General features: G+C 64.2%; 19 protein-coding genes. 13 read left to right on the top strand and 6 right to left on the bottom strand.

All coding sequences use genetic code 11. From position 1 onward, the window contains the following. Positions 1–306 precede the first annotated feature (306 nt). Both FJ443_RS02535 and FJ443_RS02540 read left to right on the top strand, forming a co-directional pair. Positions 307–1,251, top strand: a complete 945-nt coding sequence (locus FJ443_RS02535) for a MurR/RpiR family transcriptional regulator (protein ID WP_140563895.1) — start codon at positions 307–309, stop codon at positions 1,249–1,251. A gap of 195 nt (positions 1,252–1,446) precedes the next feature. Beyond that, complete coding sequence (locus FJ443_RS02540; RefSeq protein WP_140662653.1) at positions 1,447–3,237, top strand: NAD(P)/FAD-dependent oxidoreductase; 1,791 nt, start codon at positions 1,447–1,449, stop codon at positions 3,235–3,237. Between the two features lie 230 nt (positions 3,238–3,467). Here FJ443_RS02540 and FJ443_RS02545 read toward each other — a convergent pair whose 3' ends face one another. Then, positions 3,468–4,703: an amidohydrolase/deacetylase family metallohydrolase gene (locus tag FJ443_RS02545; protein ID WP_140563897.1), complete on the bottom strand. Its 1,236-nt coding sequence runs from the start codon at positions 4,701–4,703 to the stop codon at positions 3,468–3,470. 42 nt (positions 4,704–4,745) lie between these two features. Beyond that, on the bottom strand, positions 4,746–5,111 hold the full coding sequence (locus tag FJ443_RS02550) for a RidA family protein (protein WP_140524551.1): 366 nt from the start codon (positions 5,109–5,111) through the stop codon (positions 4,746–4,748). 212 nt (positions 5,112–5,323) lie between these two features. On the opposite strand from FJ443_RS02550, the gene FJ443_RS02555 reads away from it, so the two are divergent. After that, complete coding sequence (locus FJ443_RS02555) at positions 5,324–5,809, top strand: hypothetical protein (RefSeq protein WP_140662655.1); 486 nt, start codon at positions 5,324–5,326, stop codon at positions 5,807–5,809. A 48-nt stretch (positions 5,810–5,857) separates the two neighbouring features. Here FJ443_RS02555 and FJ443_RS02560 read toward each other — a convergent pair whose 3' ends face one another. Beyond that, positions 5,858–6,493, bottom strand: coding sequence for an isoprenylcysteine carboxylmethyltransferase family protein (locus FJ443_RS02560; RefSeq protein WP_140625358.1), 636 nt, complete (start codon positions 6,491–6,493; stop codon positions 5,858–5,860). A 261-nt stretch (positions 6,494–6,754) separates the two neighbouring features. Here FJ443_RS02560 and FJ443_RS02565 point away from each other — a divergent pair, with 261 nt between their 5' ends. The 5 genes from FJ443_RS02565 (at position 6,755) to FJ443_RS02585 (ending at position 10,451) form a co-directional block, all read left to right on the top strand. Beyond that, the gene (locus FJ443_RS02565; RefSeq protein ID WP_140514048.1) at positions 6,755–7,012 is read left to right on the top strand and encodes a hypothetical protein; all 258 of its coding nucleotides are present in this window, start codon (positions 6,755–6,757) and stop codon (positions 7,010–7,012) included. 32 nt (positions 7,013–7,044) lie between these two features. Next, positions 7,045–7,842, top strand: coding sequence for a hypothetical protein (locus FJ443_RS02570; RefSeq protein WP_140492106.1), 798 nt, complete (start codon positions 7,045–7,047; stop codon positions 7,840–7,842). Positions 7,843–7,945: 103 nt separating this feature from the next. Beyond that, the gene (locus tag FJ443_RS02575) at positions 7,946–8,629 is read left to right on the top strand and encodes a winged helix-turn-helix domain-containing protein (protein ID WP_140492109.1); all 684 of its coding nucleotides are present in this window, start codon (positions 7,946–7,948) and stop codon (positions 8,627–8,629) included. Then, a complete protein-coding gene (locus FJ443_RS02580) occupies positions 8,626–9,996 on the top strand; it encodes a HAMP domain-containing sensor histidine kinase (RefSeq protein ID WP_140662657.1) in 1,371 nt (456 codons plus the stop codon). Before FJ443_RS02575 ends, FJ443_RS02580 begins: the two co-directional genes overlap by 4 nt. A 200-nt stretch (positions 9,997–10,196) precedes the next feature. Then, positions 10,197–10,451, top strand: coding sequence for a DUF1344 domain-containing protein (locus tag FJ443_RS02585; protein ID WP_140492115.1), 255 nt, complete (start codon positions 10,197–10,199; stop codon positions 10,449–10,451). Positions 10,452–10,496: 45 nt separating this feature from the next. Here the strand turns inward: FJ443_RS02585 and FJ443_RS02590 are convergent, their stop codons facing one another. Beyond that, on the bottom strand, positions 10,497–10,925 hold the full coding sequence (locus FJ443_RS02590) for an Lrp/AsnC family transcriptional regulator (protein ID WP_140492118.1): 429 nt from the start codon (positions 10,923–10,925) through the stop codon (positions 10,497–10,499). A gap of 126 nt (positions 10,926–11,051) precedes the next feature. Between FJ443_RS02590 and FJ443_RS02595 the strand changes: the two genes are divergently transcribed. The 5 genes from FJ443_RS02595 (at position 11,052) to FJ443_RS02615 (ending at position 14,857) form a co-directional block, all read left to right on the top strand. Continuing rightward, positions 11,052–12,155, top strand: coding sequence for a saccharopine dehydrogenase family protein (locus FJ443_RS02595; protein ID WP_140662659.1), 1,104 nt, complete (start codon positions 11,052–11,054; stop codon positions 12,153–12,155). Positions 12,156–12,268: 113 nt separating this feature from the next. Next, positions 12,269–12,652: a RidA family protein gene (locus FJ443_RS02600; RefSeq protein ID WP_140524557.1), complete on the top strand. Its 384-nt coding sequence runs from the start codon at positions 12,269–12,271 to the stop codon at positions 12,650–12,652. Positions 12,653–12,665: 13 nt separating this feature from the next. Next, positions 12,666–13,016, top strand: coding sequence for a VOC family protein (locus tag FJ443_RS02605; protein WP_140559208.1), 351 nt, complete (start codon positions 12,666–12,668; stop codon positions 13,014–13,016). Between the two features lie 250 nt (positions 13,017–13,266). Next, on the top strand, positions 13,267–14,370 hold the full coding sequence (gene leuB / locus FJ443_RS02610) for a 3-isopropylmalate dehydrogenase (protein ID WP_140514043.1): 1,104 nt from the start codon (positions 13,267–13,269) through the stop codon (positions 14,368–14,370). A gap of 4 nt (positions 14,371–14,374) precedes the next feature. Then, complete coding sequence (locus FJ443_RS02615) at positions 14,375–14,857, top strand: GNAT family N-acetyltransferase (RefSeq protein ID WP_140662661.1); 483 nt, start codon at positions 14,375–14,377, stop codon at positions 14,855–14,857. On the opposite strand, the gene FJ443_RS02620 is transcribed toward FJ443_RS02615, so the two are convergent. Together FJ443_RS02620 and FJ443_RS02625 are read right to left on the bottom strand one after the other, a co-directional pair. Beyond that, complete coding sequence (locus FJ443_RS02620) at positions 14,847–15,518, bottom strand: DUF805 domain-containing protein (protein WP_140662663.1); 672 nt, start codon at positions 15,516–15,518, stop codon at positions 14,847–14,849. The genes FJ443_RS02615 and FJ443_RS02620 overlap by 11 nt on opposite strands. Positions 15,519–15,590: 72 nt before the next feature. Then, a complete protein-coding gene (locus tag FJ443_RS02625) occupies positions 15,591–16,304 on the bottom strand; it encodes a DUF805 domain-containing protein (RefSeq protein WP_140492138.1) in 714 nt (237 codons plus the stop codon). Between the last annotated feature and the right edge of the window lie 57 nt (positions 16,305–16,361).

A 16,361-nucleotide genomic window follows, 5' to 3' on the forward strand; every position in this document is an offset into this window, starting at 1 on the left:
CAATCGACTGCCAAAGTCAGTGTGTAACTATCCTACTTTGGTGTCAAGCGAAGAGCGCGATCGTTCCGTCGTTGAGAGCCGCCTATTCCCCTATATGTCTGCTTTCATTGTCTTTTCTTTATCTTGAAATGCGTGTTGCTTTCCTACATACTCGGGAAAAGTGGCACAACAAGGCGGGCGTTGCAGATGGGCAAAGCCGGGTGACATGCCGCAACGGCACGCAGCAGTTGCAGCGGGGCCGTGCACATGGAACGACAGCGTGCAAGCATGGTAAGAGGTCGACAAGGGACCAGGGAAGGCCACTTCATGACCGAAGCTGACAGCCGGGAAAACCTGATGACGGATGGCGAGGCGGACGGGGGTGAGCCTGTGCGGCGCATTCCCGACATCATCTCGCTGGTCAAGGATACCTATGCCGAGCTGCGTCCGGCCGAGCGCCGCGTCGCCGATGTCGTGCTCGACGACGTCAAATACGCGGTCGATGCCTCCAACGCCGCCCTTGCCCAGCGTGCCGGCGTCAGCGAACCGACGGTGACCCGCTTCTGCCGCGCCATCGGCTGCGAGGGCGTGCGTGATTTCAAGCTGAAGCTGGCGCAGAGCCTCGTCGTCGGCGCGCTCTATCTGGACACTTCGCCAGCCAGGGAGAACGACACCGGCATGCCGTTCTGGAACGCGGTGTTCGGCGAAGCGCGGCGGGCGCTGCAGGAGGCCGAGCGGCAGCTCGATCCGGTCCAGCTGCAGAAGGCCGCCGAGCTGATCGCCAAGGCGCGCCAGGTTACGGTGTTCGGACTGGGCGGCAGTTCCTCGGCGCTGGCGCAGGAAACGCAGTACCGGCTGTTTCGCTACGGCATATCGATCAGCGCGCAATGCGACCCTTATCTCATGCGCATGACCGCCTCGACCTTGAAGCCCGGCGACCTGGTGATCGCCATTTCGGCGACGGGGCGCACGCGCGAGGTGATCGAGGCGGTCGAACTCGCCAAGCACTACCGCGCCAATGCCATCTGCGTGACGGCGCCCGACACCGAGCTCGCGCGCGTCGGCGACGTCAGGCTGACCGTAGCGGTGCCGGAATATCCCGATACGCTGAAGCCGACGGCATCGCGCTTCGCCTTTTTGGCCATGATCGACCTCATGGCGGTGGCTGCCGCCTACAAGCTCGACGGCTCGGCCCGCGAGACGGTCCGCCGCATCAAATACAATGCCCAGATCCACCGCACCGGCAACGAGATGGAGCCGCTCGGGGATTAGGACGTTTTTTCCTTCTCCCCTTGTGGGAGAAGGTGGATCGGCGCGCAGCGCCGAGACGGTTGAGGGGTGGGTGACGGAGTGCCGGCCGTGCCGAGCTGGAGCACCCCTCATCCGACCTCGCTCCGCGAGGCCACCTTCTCCCACAAGGGGAGAAGGGAACACCGGACAGCGCCAACGCGAAAAAGAGGGAAACAAATGCTCGAAATAGCACCATCGCAACAGGCAGCCGCATGGCTCGGCGCTTTCGACAAGGCGCTCGAAGCCGGTGACATAGCGGCCGCGGCCAACCTGTTCGTCGACGATTGCTACTGGCGTGACCTCCTGACCTTCACCTGGAACGTCACCACGATGGAAGGGCGCGAGGCGATCGCCGACATGCTGAAGGCGACGCTGGCAGCGACGCGGCCGGCAAGATGGCAGCTCACCGGCGAAGCCACCTCGGACGAGGGGATAATCGAGGCCTGGTTCACCTTCGAGACCGCCGTGGCCTCGGGCCAGGGCATCATGCGCCTGCGCGACGGCCGCTGCCGGACATTGTTCACGGCAATGACCGACCTGAAAGGATTCGAGGAGCGCAAGGGCGCGACGCGGCCGCTGGGCGTGCGCCACAAGGCCGACCCGGAGCGCGAGACCTGGTCGGAGGCGCGCGCGCGCGAGACCCGCGAGCTTGGCGCTTCCGAGCAGCCCTATTGCCTGGTCATCGGCGGCGGCCAGGGCGGCATCATGCTGGGCGCGCGGCTCAGGCAGCTCGGCGTGCCCTCGATCGTCATCGAGAAGAATGCCCGGCCGGGCGATTCCTGGCGCAAGCGCTACCGCACGCTCGTGCTGCACGATCCGGTCTGGTACGACCATCTGCCTTACATTCCGTTTCCCGACAATTGGCCGGTCTTCACGCCCAAGGACAAGATGGGCGACTGGCTGGAAATGTACACGCGCGTCATGGAGCTCAACTATTGGGTCGCCACCAGATGCGTCAGCGCCAGCTATGACGAGGCCGAGAAGGTCTGGACCGTGGTCGTGGACCGCGTCGGCCAGCACATCACGCTGAAGCCCAAGCACATCGTCTTCGCCACCGGCGCCTACGGTCCGGCGCGGCCGATCGACCTGCCGGGCGCCGGTGACTTTAAGGGCGAGCTGCTGCATTCCAGCCAGTATTCCAGCGGCGAGAAGCTCCGCGGCAAAAAGACCGCGGTCATCGGCGCGGCGAGCTCCGGGCATGACGTCTGCGTCGATCTCTGGGAAAGCGGCGCCGAGGTCACCATGATCCAGCGTTCGCCGACGACCGTGGTCAAATCGGACACGCTGATGGAAGTCGGTTTCGAGATCTTTTCGGAGAACGCGCTGGCGCGCGGCATCACCACCGAAAAGGCCGACATGATCGTCGCCTCGACGCCCTTCGCGCTGGTGCCCAAGGGCCAGCGGGCGCTCTACGACGTCATCCGCGCACGCGACGCGGCTTTTTACGAGCGGCTTCGCGCCGCCGGGTTCGCCCTCGACTTCGGCGACGACGAGACGGGCCTGCTGATGAAGGCCTACCGCACCGGCTCCGGCTACTACATCGATGTCGGCGCCTCGGACCTGATCATCGACGGCAAGATCGGCATCCGCAGCGGCGTGGCGATCAAGTCGCTGACCGCGAAAGGCATTCTCTTCGAGGACGGCAGCGAGCTTGAAGCCGACGCCATCATCGCCTGCACCGGCTATCAGTCGATGAACGAAACCGTGGCGCAAATCGTCTCGCGCGAGGTCGCCGACAGGGTCGGCCCGTGCTGGGGCCTCGGCTCCGGCGTCAAGGGCGACCCCGGGCCATGGCAGGGCGAACTGCGCAACATGTGGAAACCGACGGCACAGGAAGCGCTGTGGTTCCACGGCGGCAATCTGGCGCTCTCGCGCTTCTATTCGAAATATGTGGCGCTGCAGATCAAGGCGCGGATGGAGGGGATTGATACGCCGGTTTATGGGGCGGTCAGCAACGCGCGACGGTGAAGCGGAAGCGTTGCTTCAAGGGAAGGTCGCCCCCACTCCGTCGAGCTTCGCTCGACACCTCTCCCCCGATCGACGGGGGAGAGGAAGGGCGCGAGCTTATGCCGGGAGGCTCCCTTCCTCTCCCTCCGGAGGGGGAGAAGTGGCGCTGCGGAGCAGCGACGGAGTGGGGGAAGCCATTCGCCAAACGCGCAGCCGCGGCAAGACAGGCGGCGCAGTGCTACCGAGATCAATCAATCATGCCGGTGCCCAAAATGCCTGGCCGCGACCTCGACATGCGTATGCCCCACATGCGCCTCGAAACGCTCGGTGTCGCCGACATCGTTCATCGTCTCGTTCGGCCACCAGGCGCCGCCGATGGCGATGCCTTCGCAGACCAGCCGCTGGTCGGCGACCAGCGAGGCGCCGACCGCGTCGACAAAGGTGAAGCGGCCGGAGTGCTGCCGCAGCAGCGCGACGTCGCCGGCGGTTCCGACCTTGAGCGTGCCCAGATCAGGCCGCGCGATCGCCTGCGCCGGCGCTTGGGTGGCGGCGCGCAACACCTCGACCAGCGGCATGCCGAGCGCCAGCAGCTTCGACATGCACACCAGTATGTCGAAGGCCGGACCGTCGACGCAGTAGAGATGCACGTCGCTCGAGATGACGTCGGGCGCCAGCCCTTCGGCCAGCATGGCGCGAGCGACCTCGAAGTCGAACGAGCCCATGCCGTGGCCGAGATCGAAGATGACGCCACGCTCGCGCGCCAGCCGCATGTCGGGCCGCACGGCGCCGGAGGCGAAGACCGGCGCGTTCGGAAACGGTCGGAAGCAGTGGGTGAGAATGTCGCCCCTGCGCAGGCGCGGCAGCACTTCCGAGCGCCCGGGCGGCGGTTCGTCTATGTGCGCCATCAGCGGCAGACCGGATTTGTCGGCCGCCTCCAGCGCCAGATCGACCGGCGCGATGCCGCTGGTGCCGCCGGCATGCTTGCCGGAGCGGACCTTGACGCCGACGACGACGTCCGCGTGCTCGCGCACCGCCGCCACCACCTCACGCGGTTCGCAGAGCCTGAGATCGCTGCACTCGCCGACCGAGACGGTCTGCGAGAAGCCGAAAATGCCGGCGAAGGAGATGTTGACATAGGCCAGGATGCGCACCTTCGAGCGCTCCATGACATGGCGGCGGAAGCCGAGGAAATTGCCGGCGCCGGCACTGCCGGCATCAATGAAGGTGGTGGTGCCGCTCTTGGCCGCCAGCCGGTCGGCATCGACGCCGAGCGAGGTGCCGCCCCAATAGACGTGGCTGTGCAGGTCGACGAGGCCGGGCGCCACGATGCAGCCCTTGGCATCGATAACGCTGGCCGCCCGGTCGGCGGGAATGTCGGCGTCGACGGCGGCGATGCGGCCATTGGCGATGGCAAGATCGCGCGGCGCGTCGAGCCCGGCCGCCGGATCGATCAGCCGCCCGCCCTTGAACAGAAGATCAAATTGCATCGGGCGCGCCTCTCCGCTTCGTTCCATCCTCGCCGACGGCCGTCAGAGCGGCCGGTAGGCGACGGCTTCCACTTCGATCTTGATGTCGATCATCAGCCGCGATTCGACCGTGGTGCGGGCCGGCGGGTTCTTCGGGAAATGCCTGGCATAGACGGCGTTGAAGGCGCCGAAGTCGCGCGCGTCCTCCAGCCAGACGGTGGTCTTGACCACATCGTCCATGGTGCAGCCGGCCAGCGCGAGCGCCGCTTTGACGTTGGAAAGCACCTGCTCCGTCTGTTCGGATATGCCGCCCCTGACCACGATGCCGTCGCCGCCGACCGGCACCTGGCCCGAGATATAGACGAAGTCGCCGGCCCGCACCGCGGGTGACAGCGGGACATGCGACGTTCCAAAACATTGCTTGGGCAAGAGCGGACCTCCTCTGATGCTATGACGGGACACGATGGGAGCGCCCGCTTCGGCCGAGATTTACCCCGATCGAGGCGATCCCGATAGAGGTCTTGTTGGAAAGCAACATTCCTGGAAATCCATGTTGCTTTATTACAGAAGCGCTTGCATCGTGCGCGCTCGCCGGCCGGGCCTGAAACGGACGGGCGCATTTCCAGAGCGGAGAACCGAGAATGACCTTCGACAAGAACCCGTTTCCATCAGGTGATGCCGACCGCCACGCCCTCTGGGAGATGCTGGTGCGGCGCGACATCGATGCCTTCATCGGTCAGGACTGGTCCATGGTCGAGGACGATTTCATCGCCGAAAGCTTCTTCGGCATGCATGCGCATTTTCTTGCCAACGCCGACGCCTGGCGGCTGCAGTTCCCGCGGCTGGAGATCTATCGCGACGAGTGGCTGCGCCAGGCCAAGGAAACGGCGGCGACCAAATTCGCCGAGCCGCTGCGCGAGGCGCTGTTCCGCGTCACCAATCTGCGCGACATTGATGTCGACGGCGACCGCGCCGTGCTGCACAAGAAATTCGACGGCACCGTCGCCAAGGCGGATGGCGGCGTCGATCGGCTGAAATGGCAGACGCTGTATTTCTGCAGGAAAGTCGGCGGCAGCTGGAAGATCGCGGGCTTCGTCGGCTACATGCCCTATCCGCTGGGAGGCTGATAGCGCCTGTTGTCGAGGGCGGGTCGGTTTTTGCAACCGATCCGACGATCAGTAGAGCGTCACGAAGGGCGGGAACAGCAGCCCGCTCTCCCGGAGATATTCGATCAGCTCGATGGCCGGGAAAATGGCCAGGAAATAGAGCCCGTCATAGAAGGTGCGCTTCAGCGCGCGCGTCGAGAATTGCAACTCGTCATTGTCGCGGTAAAGCAGCGGGTTCGGCCAGAAGCGCGGCGTGGCCTTGGTGTAGGCGAGATAGGCCGGGCCGAATTTGCCCAGGAGGTATTCGGCTTCCTTGCGCGCCGTGACGCGGAAGATGAGGAAGCTGGCAGCGCCCAGCGCCACGGCCGCCAGAACCGAGCCGTAGAGCAGTCCGATACCGACAGCGCCCACCGTCGAGAAGAAATAGAGTGGGTTCTGACTTATCGAGAACGGTCCGATCGAGACCAGTTCCTCGTTTTTCTTGCCGCCGACATAGAGGATGCTCCAGAGCCGGCCGGCGACGCAGGCGAGCACCAGACAGAAGCCGAGGAATTCGAGCGTCTCGTGGCCTTGCGAGCCCTCGTTGAGCCCAGGCTTGGTGAGGAACAGAAGCAGGACCGCGAGCACCGCCGCCACTCGCACGAAAATCAGCCGTTTGCGCTGGACGAAGGCCTCTGAGACCGGCTTGAGGGAAGCGTAGGTCATTCGTGTTTTCCTGGGGCGCTGGCGAGGCCCGCGTGCACTCGGGCACGCCATTGATGGCGGATACAAGGCAATCGCTTTCTATCAAAGCAGCGCACGACGTTCGTAAAGCCTTTTTGCGCCAACCAGGTCCAACCTTACGAATTTGTATGCCGGCGGACAGGCTGGAGTGAAGTCGCTTCCATATCATTGCGATGCCGGTCCGCCATGGGCCGACATCAACTATGGCCGCCGGACCACCGGCATCGGACAGGGACTGGTTTCATGAGAAGATTTGCACTTGCCATTGCGGTGGGCAGCCTCGCTGTCTCGGCTTCGATCTCGCCCGTTTTCGCCGCCACCGCACCTTGCGAGGACACACTGAAGGCTCTTCGCGCGGCGGAGGCTACGGTTAAGCTCGGCGCCTCCGACAAGGCGAAGGTCTCGGAACTGGAGAGCCAGGGCATCGAACGCTGCAATGCCGACGATGATAAGCGCGCCGACGACTTCTTCGCCCAGGCCATGAAGGTCATAGGCAAGTAAGTCCGCGAATCACAAACCGCAGGACATCCGCCATGCTCACTTCCAACGCGCAAAAGCCCGCCGGATCGACCCACAACAGGGTCCCGGACGTCACCGCCGATTTCTGGCTGATCAAGCTGATGGCGGTGACCATGGGCGAGACGGCGGCTGACTATCTCGCCGTCAACCTTGGCCTTGGGCTGACCGCCACGTCGTTGATCATGACCGGCGTCCTAGTCGTTGCCCTTGCCCTCCAGTTCGCCCAGAAACGCTACGTGCCCTGGGCTTACTGGCTGGCGGTGGTGCTGATCAGCGTCGTCGGCACGCTGATATCAGACAATCTGGTCGACAATTTCGGCGTGCGTCTCGAAACGACCACGATCGCCTTCACCGTCATGCTCGCCGCCACATTCGCTGTTTGGTATGCAAGCGAGCGGACGCTGTCGATCCACACCATCTTCACCACCCGGCGCGAGATCTTCTACTGGCTGGCGATCCTGTTCACCTTCTCGCTCGGCACCGCCGCCGGCGATCTCGTCGCCGAGAGCTTCGACATGGGCTACCTGACGACCGGCCTGCTGTTCGGCGGCGTAATCGCGGTCATCGCGGGTGCCTATTACCTGCTTCATCTGGACGGCATTCTCGCCTTCTGGCTCGCCTATATCCTGACGCGGCCACTTGGCGCCTCCTTCGGCGATCTGCTGTCGCAGCCAGTCGAATATGGCGGCCTCGGTTTCGGCACCACCTTCACCAGCCTGATCTTCCTCGGCTGCATCATTGCCCTGGTTCTCTACATGACGCTGAAGAAGACCGCAGACGATGCCGACGAGATCTTGCTGGAATCGGACTGACGCCGGACAAGCGCAGCCGAGCTTACCGGCCACGTGCCATCCTAGGAACGGACCCACGCCGGTGCTAGCCTGTTCCCAACATCGGCAATCAACCGGAACAGCGATGCGACTTCTTCTTGTCGAGGATGACCACAGGACGGCTGACTACATCGTCAGGGGCCTGACCGAGGCCGGCCATGTCTGCGACCTATTGCGCAACGGGCACGACGCGCTCTTCGCCGCGACCAGCGGCGGCTATGACGTGATCGTGGCCGACCGGATGATCCCAGGCCTCGACGGCCTGTCGATGGTTAAGGCGGTCCGTGCGGCGGGCGTGCGCACGCCGGCGATCTTTCTCACGTCCGTCGGCGGCATCGACGACCGTGTCGAGGGCCTCGAGGCTGGCGGCGACGACTATCTGGTCAAGCCTTTCGCCTTTTCCGAATTGCTTGCCCGCATCAATGCGCTCGGCCGCAGGCCGGCCGCACTGGAGCAGAAGACCGTTCTGCGGGTAGCCGACCTCGAAATGGACCTGATCATGCGCCGCGTTGCCAGGCAGGGCCAGCCGATCGACCTGCAACCGCGTGAGTTCAGCCTGTTGGAAGTGCTGATGCGCGGCGAGGGCCGGGTGATCACCCGCACCATGCTCCTGGAGCGCGTCTGGGATTTCCATTTCGATCCCAGGACCAGCGTCGTCGAGACCCATATCAGCCGCTTGCGGGCCAAGATCGACAGGCCTTTCGAAACCCAGCTCATCCATACGGTCCGCAATACCGGCTACAGCCTGCACGCACCGCTTTCACCATGACCGCGACATGGTCCCGGCTGCCGCGCAGCACGCCGTTCCGGCTCGCCTTGACGTTCGCCTTCCTGTTCATGCTGGCTTTCGTGCTGTCCGGCGCCATCGTCTACCGGATGATGAGCGCCGATCTTGCGGGACGGCTCGACGAAACCATCAGGGAAACCTACTCGGTCGTCGCCGCAACGTATACCGAGAGCGACCTCGAGGACCTGATCGCCACGGTCGAGAGTCATTCGCAGCTCAGCTCCAAGAAGGAACAGCTCTTTTCGCTGACCGACGCGGCCGGCAACCGTCTGGCCGGCAACTTCACCGCGGCTGGAGTTCCCGACGGCTTCTCGATGCTCGACGCAAAAATGCCCGGTGTGCCGGCCGGTGCCCAATACCGTGCCTATTCCGGCTCGATTGGCGGCAACGATCTGACGATCGCCTTCAGCCTGTCCGAGACGGAGGAACTGGAAACTATTATACTGATGAGCTTCGGCTGGGCGACGCTGATCATCGCCGGGCTGGCGGTGGCCGGCGGCGCCTTGCTCGCCTCGCGCGTTCAGCGCCGGCTCGACGGCATTGCCGCCACTATGGTGGATGTCTCGCATGGCCGGCTGGATACCCGCATTCCACTGACCGGCAATGGCGACGACATCGACGTCGTGTCCAATCAGGTCAATGCGGCTCTTGATCGTCTGTCGGCGCTGGTCGAAGGCATGAAGCAGGTCAGCGCCGACATTGCGCACGATCTGAAGACGCCGCTCAATCGGCTGCAGATGATTCTGGAGGGCGCGGCCGACAAGGCGGCGCAGGATCAGGATGTCTCCGGCGACCTGGCCGACGCGCGCGCGGAGGGTCACCAGATCAACGAGACCTTTGACGCGCTGCTTAGAATTGCACAGATCGAGGCTGGCGCGCGCAAGGCGCGCTTTACCGATGTCGATCTCGGCGAGATTCTGCAAACCATCGCCGAGATCTACACCGAGGTGGCAGAGGACGACTGCAAGTCGCTGTCGTCGCAGCGGCTGGACGGGACGACGGACCAGATCCATGGCGATCGCGAGCTGCTGATGCAGATGTTCGCCAACCTGGTCGAGAATGCGCTGCGCCATTGCCCGCCCGGCACCGCGATCAAATTGTCGGCCGAACGCCGGGACGAGCATATCCTGGCCAGAGTCGCCGACAACGGTCCTGGCATCCCGGCGTACGAGCGTGAAAAAGTGTTCCAGCGGCTCTACCGGCTGGACCACAGCCGCTCGACGCCAGGCAGCGGCCTCGGCCTCAGCCTCGTTAGGGCCATCGCCGACCTGCACGGCGCATCGATCACGCTTGAGGACTGCCGGCCGGGTCTCGCCGTGATGGTGAGTTTCCCGCTGGCGTCGGGTTAGCCGGCGATAGACCTGGATCCTCTGTCCGTCATCCCGGTCTTACGGATCCGTAAGGCGCCGGCCAGCTGCCCGACAACTCGCCTCGCTAGGATCGACCGATCTTCTCTCGATCCGGGGGAAGCGGGGCGGCAACTGTAATCGTTCCGACCCCTCGATGCCGAACCACTTCGGCACCACAACAAGCGTTAGGAGAAAAGACCATGAGGAAATTCGTCATCGCCGCCGCGACAGTGCTGGCGGCCGCATCCTCGACGGCAGCCCTTGCAAGGACGGTTACCAGCACCATCGTCAATGTCGATGCAAAGGGCGACGCCATCACGCTGGCCGACGGCAAGACGCTGAACCTGCCGGAGGGCATAGAGGTCGAGACGCTGAAGCCCGGCAAGAAGGTGATCGTCACCTATTCGACGAAATCCGGCAAATCGCTGGTCTCGAACATCCAGCCTGCCAAGTAAAGGCGGCACGACCGGGCCGCCTGCGGCCCGGTTTTTCACCGGTGATCACCGATCGATCCGCGTCGACAGGATGATCGACGACGATGTCCGTTCGACGCCTTCGAGGGCGCCGATCTGGTCGAGCAGCGTGTCCAGGTCCTTGATCGACGGCGCGTCGGCGATGACGATCATGTCGAAATTGCCGCTCACCGAATGCAGCGTCCTGACCGGCGCCAGGGCGCGCAGGCTGCGCACCACCTTGTCGGCGAGCTTGGGCGTCACGGTGAGCAGCACATGCGCCCGCACCAGTCCCTGTTCATAATCGGGCGCAAGCTTGACGCCGTAGCCGGCGATGATGCCGCGCTGCTCCAGCCGTTCGATGCGGCTCTGCACCGTGGTGCGCGACACGCCGAGCCGGCGCGCCAGAGCGGCGGTCGAGGCGCGGGCGTTCTCGCGCAACAGGGCAAGCAGGGCCTGGTCGGCATCACTGAGCATTTCAACGAACCTGGTCGGCATATCGACAAAAAGGGTACTTCATTTCGTACAATTCCACGCTTCCTTTCGTCCGGCAAGCCGCGATTGTAGCGGGACAAATCAACTGTCGGGCGAGGGAACCGGGTCATGAAGAAAATTGTTGTCGTTGGCGCCGGCAAGATCGGCTCGACCATTGCCGAGATGCTGTTTTCAACCGGGGACTATCACGTCACTCTCGTTGACCGCTCGGCCGCGCAGCTTGCCGCGGCCGAATTGCCTGACGGGGTCGAGACGCTGGAACTCGACATCGCGGCCGCGGGCACGCTGGAAGCTGCGCTCGCCGGAAAATTCGCGGTGCTCAGCGCCGCTCCCTTCCATCTGACCACGCGCATCGCCGAAGCCGCCGCAAGCGCCGACGTGCATTATCTCGACCTCACCGAGGACGTCGTCTCGACCCGGCGCGTGAAGGAACTGGCGCGTTCGGCCAACAGCGCCTTCATTCCGCAATGCGGGCTGGCGCCGGGCTTCATCTCGATCGTCGCCAACGACCTCGCCAGCCGTTTCGATACGCTGGAGAGCGTGCGCATGCGGGTCGGCGCGCTGCCGCAATATCCTTCGAACGCGCTGAACTACAATCTGACCTGGAGCACCGACGGCGTCATCAACGAATATTGCGAGCCCTGCGAGGCGATCGTCGAGGGCGAGCTGGTCGAGGTGCCGCCGCTGGAGGAGCGTGAGGAATTCTCGCTCGACGGGGTGACCTACGAGGCCTTCAACACCTCCGGCGGGCTCGGCACGCTGGCCGAGACGCTGAAGGGCAAGGTGCGCACGCTCAACTATCGCACCATCCGCTATCCCGGCCACGCCGCCATCATGAAGGCGCTGCTCAACGACCTCGGCCTGCGCCACCGCCGCGAGGTGCTGAAGGACATTTTCGAAAGCGCGCTGCCAGCGACGCTGCAGGACGTGGTCATCGTCTTCGTCACCGTCTCGGGGCGCAAGAACGGCCGCCTGCTGCAGGAGACCTACGCCAACAAGATCTATTCGAAGCGGGTCGGCCAGACGGTGCGCAGCGCCATCCAGATCACCACGGCATCGGGAATCTGCGCCGTGCTCGACATACTGGCCGACGGCACCTTGCCGGCGACCGGCTTCGTCAAGCAGGAGGACATCGCGCTCGACGCCTTCCTCGCCAACCGCTTCGGCCGTGCCTACGCCCAGCACGAGATGGTCAGCCGGCTGGCGAGCTGACGCGCCCCAGCGGACGGCCAAGGCCCTCGGGACAACGGCCAGCTCCGTCTGGCCTATGGCCGTGCGAGGCCTTTGCCCGCAAAGTGGTTGCGAACACCCCTTGCGAGGATGCCATGCGAAAGCTGATCTCCACCGGTTCGCCCTTCGAGAAGACCGCCGGCTATTCGCGCGCCGTGGTGCAGGGCGACTGGTGTTTCGTGTCCGGAACGACCGGCTATGACTATGCCTCGATGACGATGCCGGAAACGGTCGAGGCGCAGACGCGCAATTGCCTGGCAACCATCGCCAGTGCCTTGCGGGACGGCGGCTTCGACATGGAAGATGTGGTGCGCGCGCATTACTATATCACCGACCAGGCCTTCGTCGACGTGGTGTTCCCCATTCTCGGCGAAGCGTTCGGCGAGATCAGGCCGGCGGCAACGATGATCGTGTGCCAGCTCAACAGACCGGAGATGAAGATCGAAATCGAGGTGACGGCGCTTCGGCGCACAGACTGAGGAGGCCAATGCCATGGCAGTGCGGCGTATCGTAGCCAATATCGAAACAAAGGACGCGGCATCGGCGAGGCGCTTCTACCATGACGTGCTCGGCCTCGATGTGCTCATGGATCAAGGCTGGATCGTCACCTACGGGTCCGAGGAAAGGATGCAGGTACAGGTCAGCTTCATGGCGCAAGGCGGGTCGGGCACGCCGGTGCCGGACCTGTCGATCGAGGTCGACGACGTTGATGCCGCACTCGACGCCATGAAGGCAGCCGGCTTCGCCATCGAATACGGGCCGGCCGACGAGCCCTGGGGCGTGCGGCGCTTCTATGTGCGCGACCCTTTCAACCGGCTGGTCAACATTCTCTCGCATCGGTGAAACATCTGCAAAGCGCCGAGGCGACTGCTGACCTGGACATGCTGGCGGGACAGCGCCCCCCTCTGGCCTGGCGGCCATCTCCCCCTCAAGGGGGGGAGATTACGCACTTAGCCGCCTTCGCCAATTGTTCTTCCTTGCGTCGCAACCGCTTGGCGGTTAGCAAGGCCGCGGTCGCACAGCGCCGCGCGCCTCATTGGCGCGCGAAGGATGCTGTGCAAATCGAAACGCATTCTTTCTGGGACGGCTCTCCATGGCTTCGAAACATCTCTTCCTGCTTCCCGGCGACGGCATCGGCCCCGAGGCCATGGCCGAGGTCAAGAAGCTGATAGCGGCCATGAACGAGAAGCTCGGCAGCGGCTTCGCCACCGACGAGGGGCTGGTCGGCGGCTGCGCCTACGATGCACATGGTGCCGCGATTTCCGATGCCGACATGGAAAAGGCTGTTGCCGCCGACGCCGTGCTGTTCGGGGCCGTCGGCGGTCCGAAATGGGATGCCGTGCCTTACGAGGTTCGCCCCGAGGCCGGCCTGCTGCGCCTGCGCAAGGACATGGAGCTGTTTGCCAATCTCAGGCCCGCGATCTGCTATCCGGCGCTGGCGGCGTCCTCCTCGCTGAAGCAAGAGGTGGTCGAAGGCCTCGACATATTGATCGTGCGCGAACTGACCGGCGGCGTCTATTTCGGCGAGCCCAAGCAGATCATCGATCTCGGCAACGGCCAGAAGCGCGGCATCGACACCCAGGTCTACGACACATTCGAGATCGAGCGCATTTCGGGCGTCGCCTTCGAATTGGCGCGCACGCGCAAGAACCATGTCACCTCGATGGAAAAGCGCAACGTCATGAAGTCCGGCGTGTTGTGGAACGAGGTCGTCACCCAGACCCACAAGGCCCGATATTCCGACGTCAAGCTCGACCACATGCTGGCCGATGCCGGCGGCATGCAACTGGTGCGCTGGCCCAAGCAGTTCGACGTCATCGTCACCGATAACCTGTTCGGCGACATGCTGTCCGATATCGCCGCCATGCTGACCGGCTCGATCGGCATGCTGCCTTCCGCCTCGCTCGGCGCGCCTGATGCCAAGACCAAGAAGCGCAAGGCGCTTTACGAGCCGGTGCACGGTTCGGCGCCCGATATCGCCGGCAAGGGCATCGCCAACCCGATCGCCATGATCGCTTCCTTCGCCATGTGCCTGCGCTATTCCTTCGCCATGGTCGATGAAGCCGACAAGCTCGAAGCGGCAATCGCCGCCGTGCTCGACGACGGGCTGCGCACCAAGGACATCCTCTCCGCCGGCATGACCGAGGTCGGCACCGTCGAGATGAGCGACGCGATCATCGCCAAGTTCCTGGGCTGAGCCCATGATGATCGCCGTCCGCTGGGCGACGACCGGCGACGCGACGGCGCTCGCCACGATGCTGTGCGAAATGGCGGTGTACTACCGGCAGCCGCCGCTCGACCACGAGCGCGCCTTGTCGGCGGCACGCAAATGGCTGGATGAGGAAAGCCCGGCCTATCCGCATTTCGCGCTGGCTTTCGTCGGGGCCGAGATCAGCGGCCTGGCATCTGTGGCGATCGCGCATCCCGGCATCGACCTCGAGCGGCTGCTGTTCCTCAAGGATCTGTTCGTGCGCGACAAGGCTCGCAACGCCGGCGTCGGCCGGGCGCTGGTCGGCTTTCTCGCCGACCATTGCCGGCGCCACGGCATCGGCCGCATCGACCTGACCACCGAGGACTGGAACGAAGGCGCGCTGCGCTTCTACGACCGGCTTGGCGCCGAACGCCACGGCCAGAAGATCTTTCTCAGGCTTTCGGGCGAGGCGCTGGGGGCGGTCAGACCCTGACGCCCGCCGGCACCGGTCCCCAAGGATTTTCGCCCAGCTGAGGCGGCATAAGCCCGAAGACTAGCACGGCGATGCCGCCAATGAGCGGGATGAAGCAAAGCAGGGCAAACCAGCCGCTCAGGCCGGCGTCATGCGCACGCCGTACGAGGAGCGCAATGCAAGGCAGGATCAATCCCGAAAAGAACACCAGTAGGGGTATGAATCCTATGAACCCCATCGGCGTCCTGTCCGCGTTGGTTTCGAAGCCGTTGATCGCCAGTTCAACAAGTATCCCGAAGCCGAAAAGCGCGAGCACCCCGAGGGTGTAGAATAGCCAGAAGGCCCAGAATTCCTTGCGGCGGGAGCGTCCGGTGAAATTGCCATAATCCGCGATCACCGCGCGCCAGAAATAAGCCCACAGCCCCGTGGAGTAGGCGGGCCGGCTTCGGGCAGAACGGCTGGTCTGCCGTGGCTGACTGGTGGTTGACGACGATGCGGCCGAGGCCGTGGCGACAATGTTGTGCGCCGTGCCGTCGCCCGGCTGGAACTCGACAAGGGTACCCTTGCCGAGGGGCAGTTCCAGGCTGAAATCGATACGGGAAAAGATGTAGCGTTTGCCGTCGGTTCCGTTGATGTAACCGTAGTCCTGGCCTTCGTCATAGTGGAACACCGTCCCGCGCATGCTCTGCCCCATTTCACATTGCGTCGCGAGACGCTACTTAAAGTTGCACGTAATTGCAATACGCACGCAGGGCTACGTTCTGGCGCCCGCCGGCACCGGTCCCCACTGGTTCTCCCGGGCCTGGGTCGGGATGAGCGCGAAGACCAGGATGATCAGGCTGCCGATGGTGGGGATCAGGATCACCAGGAAAAGCCAGCCGGTCAGGCCGATATCGTGCAGACGACGCACGGTCATGCCGAGGCCAGGCAGAAAGGTCGCAAGTAGGAAAAGGCCGAACAGGCCAATCGTCACCGCCGGCATTTCAGCGTCGTCGAGATTGCCCATCGCGGCATCGGCGAAAATGCCGATGCCGGTCACTGCCAGCAGCGCGACGAACCAGAACAGGCAATAGGCCCAGTATTCCTTGCGGCGGGCGCGGCCGGTGAAGTTGAAATAATTCTCGGTGATGCCGCGCCAGAAATAACCCCACAGGCCGGGCTCGGCCGGCCCGGTGCTGGCGGCGCGGCCAAAATGCCGCGGCTGTGCGATTTGAGCAGCGGAAGAGACGGACGCACCGGTTCGCGCATGGGCGCCGGCGGCCACGCCGGTTGGAGGCGCGGATTGGGCGCCGGCCGGGAAGATGTCGCGCGCCTGGCCGCCGCCGGGCTGGAATTCAACGGCCGTGCCTCGGGCAATTGCGATTTCGCGGCGCAGATCCTCACGCGCGAAAGTATAGCGCTCACCATCCGCCCCGGTGATGAAGCCGAAGCCCTGGGTCTCGTCATAGTGAAGAACTTCGCCGCGCATGCCCCGATCCCCCGAACGCCCGACCAGACTGTTCAAAGTTCCGGCGGATCGCAAGGG

This window comes from Mesorhizobium sp. B2-6-1 (assembly GCF_006440475.1).
GTDB lineage: Bacteria > Pseudomonadota > Alphaproteobacteria > Rhizobiales > Rhizobiaceae > Mesorhizobium.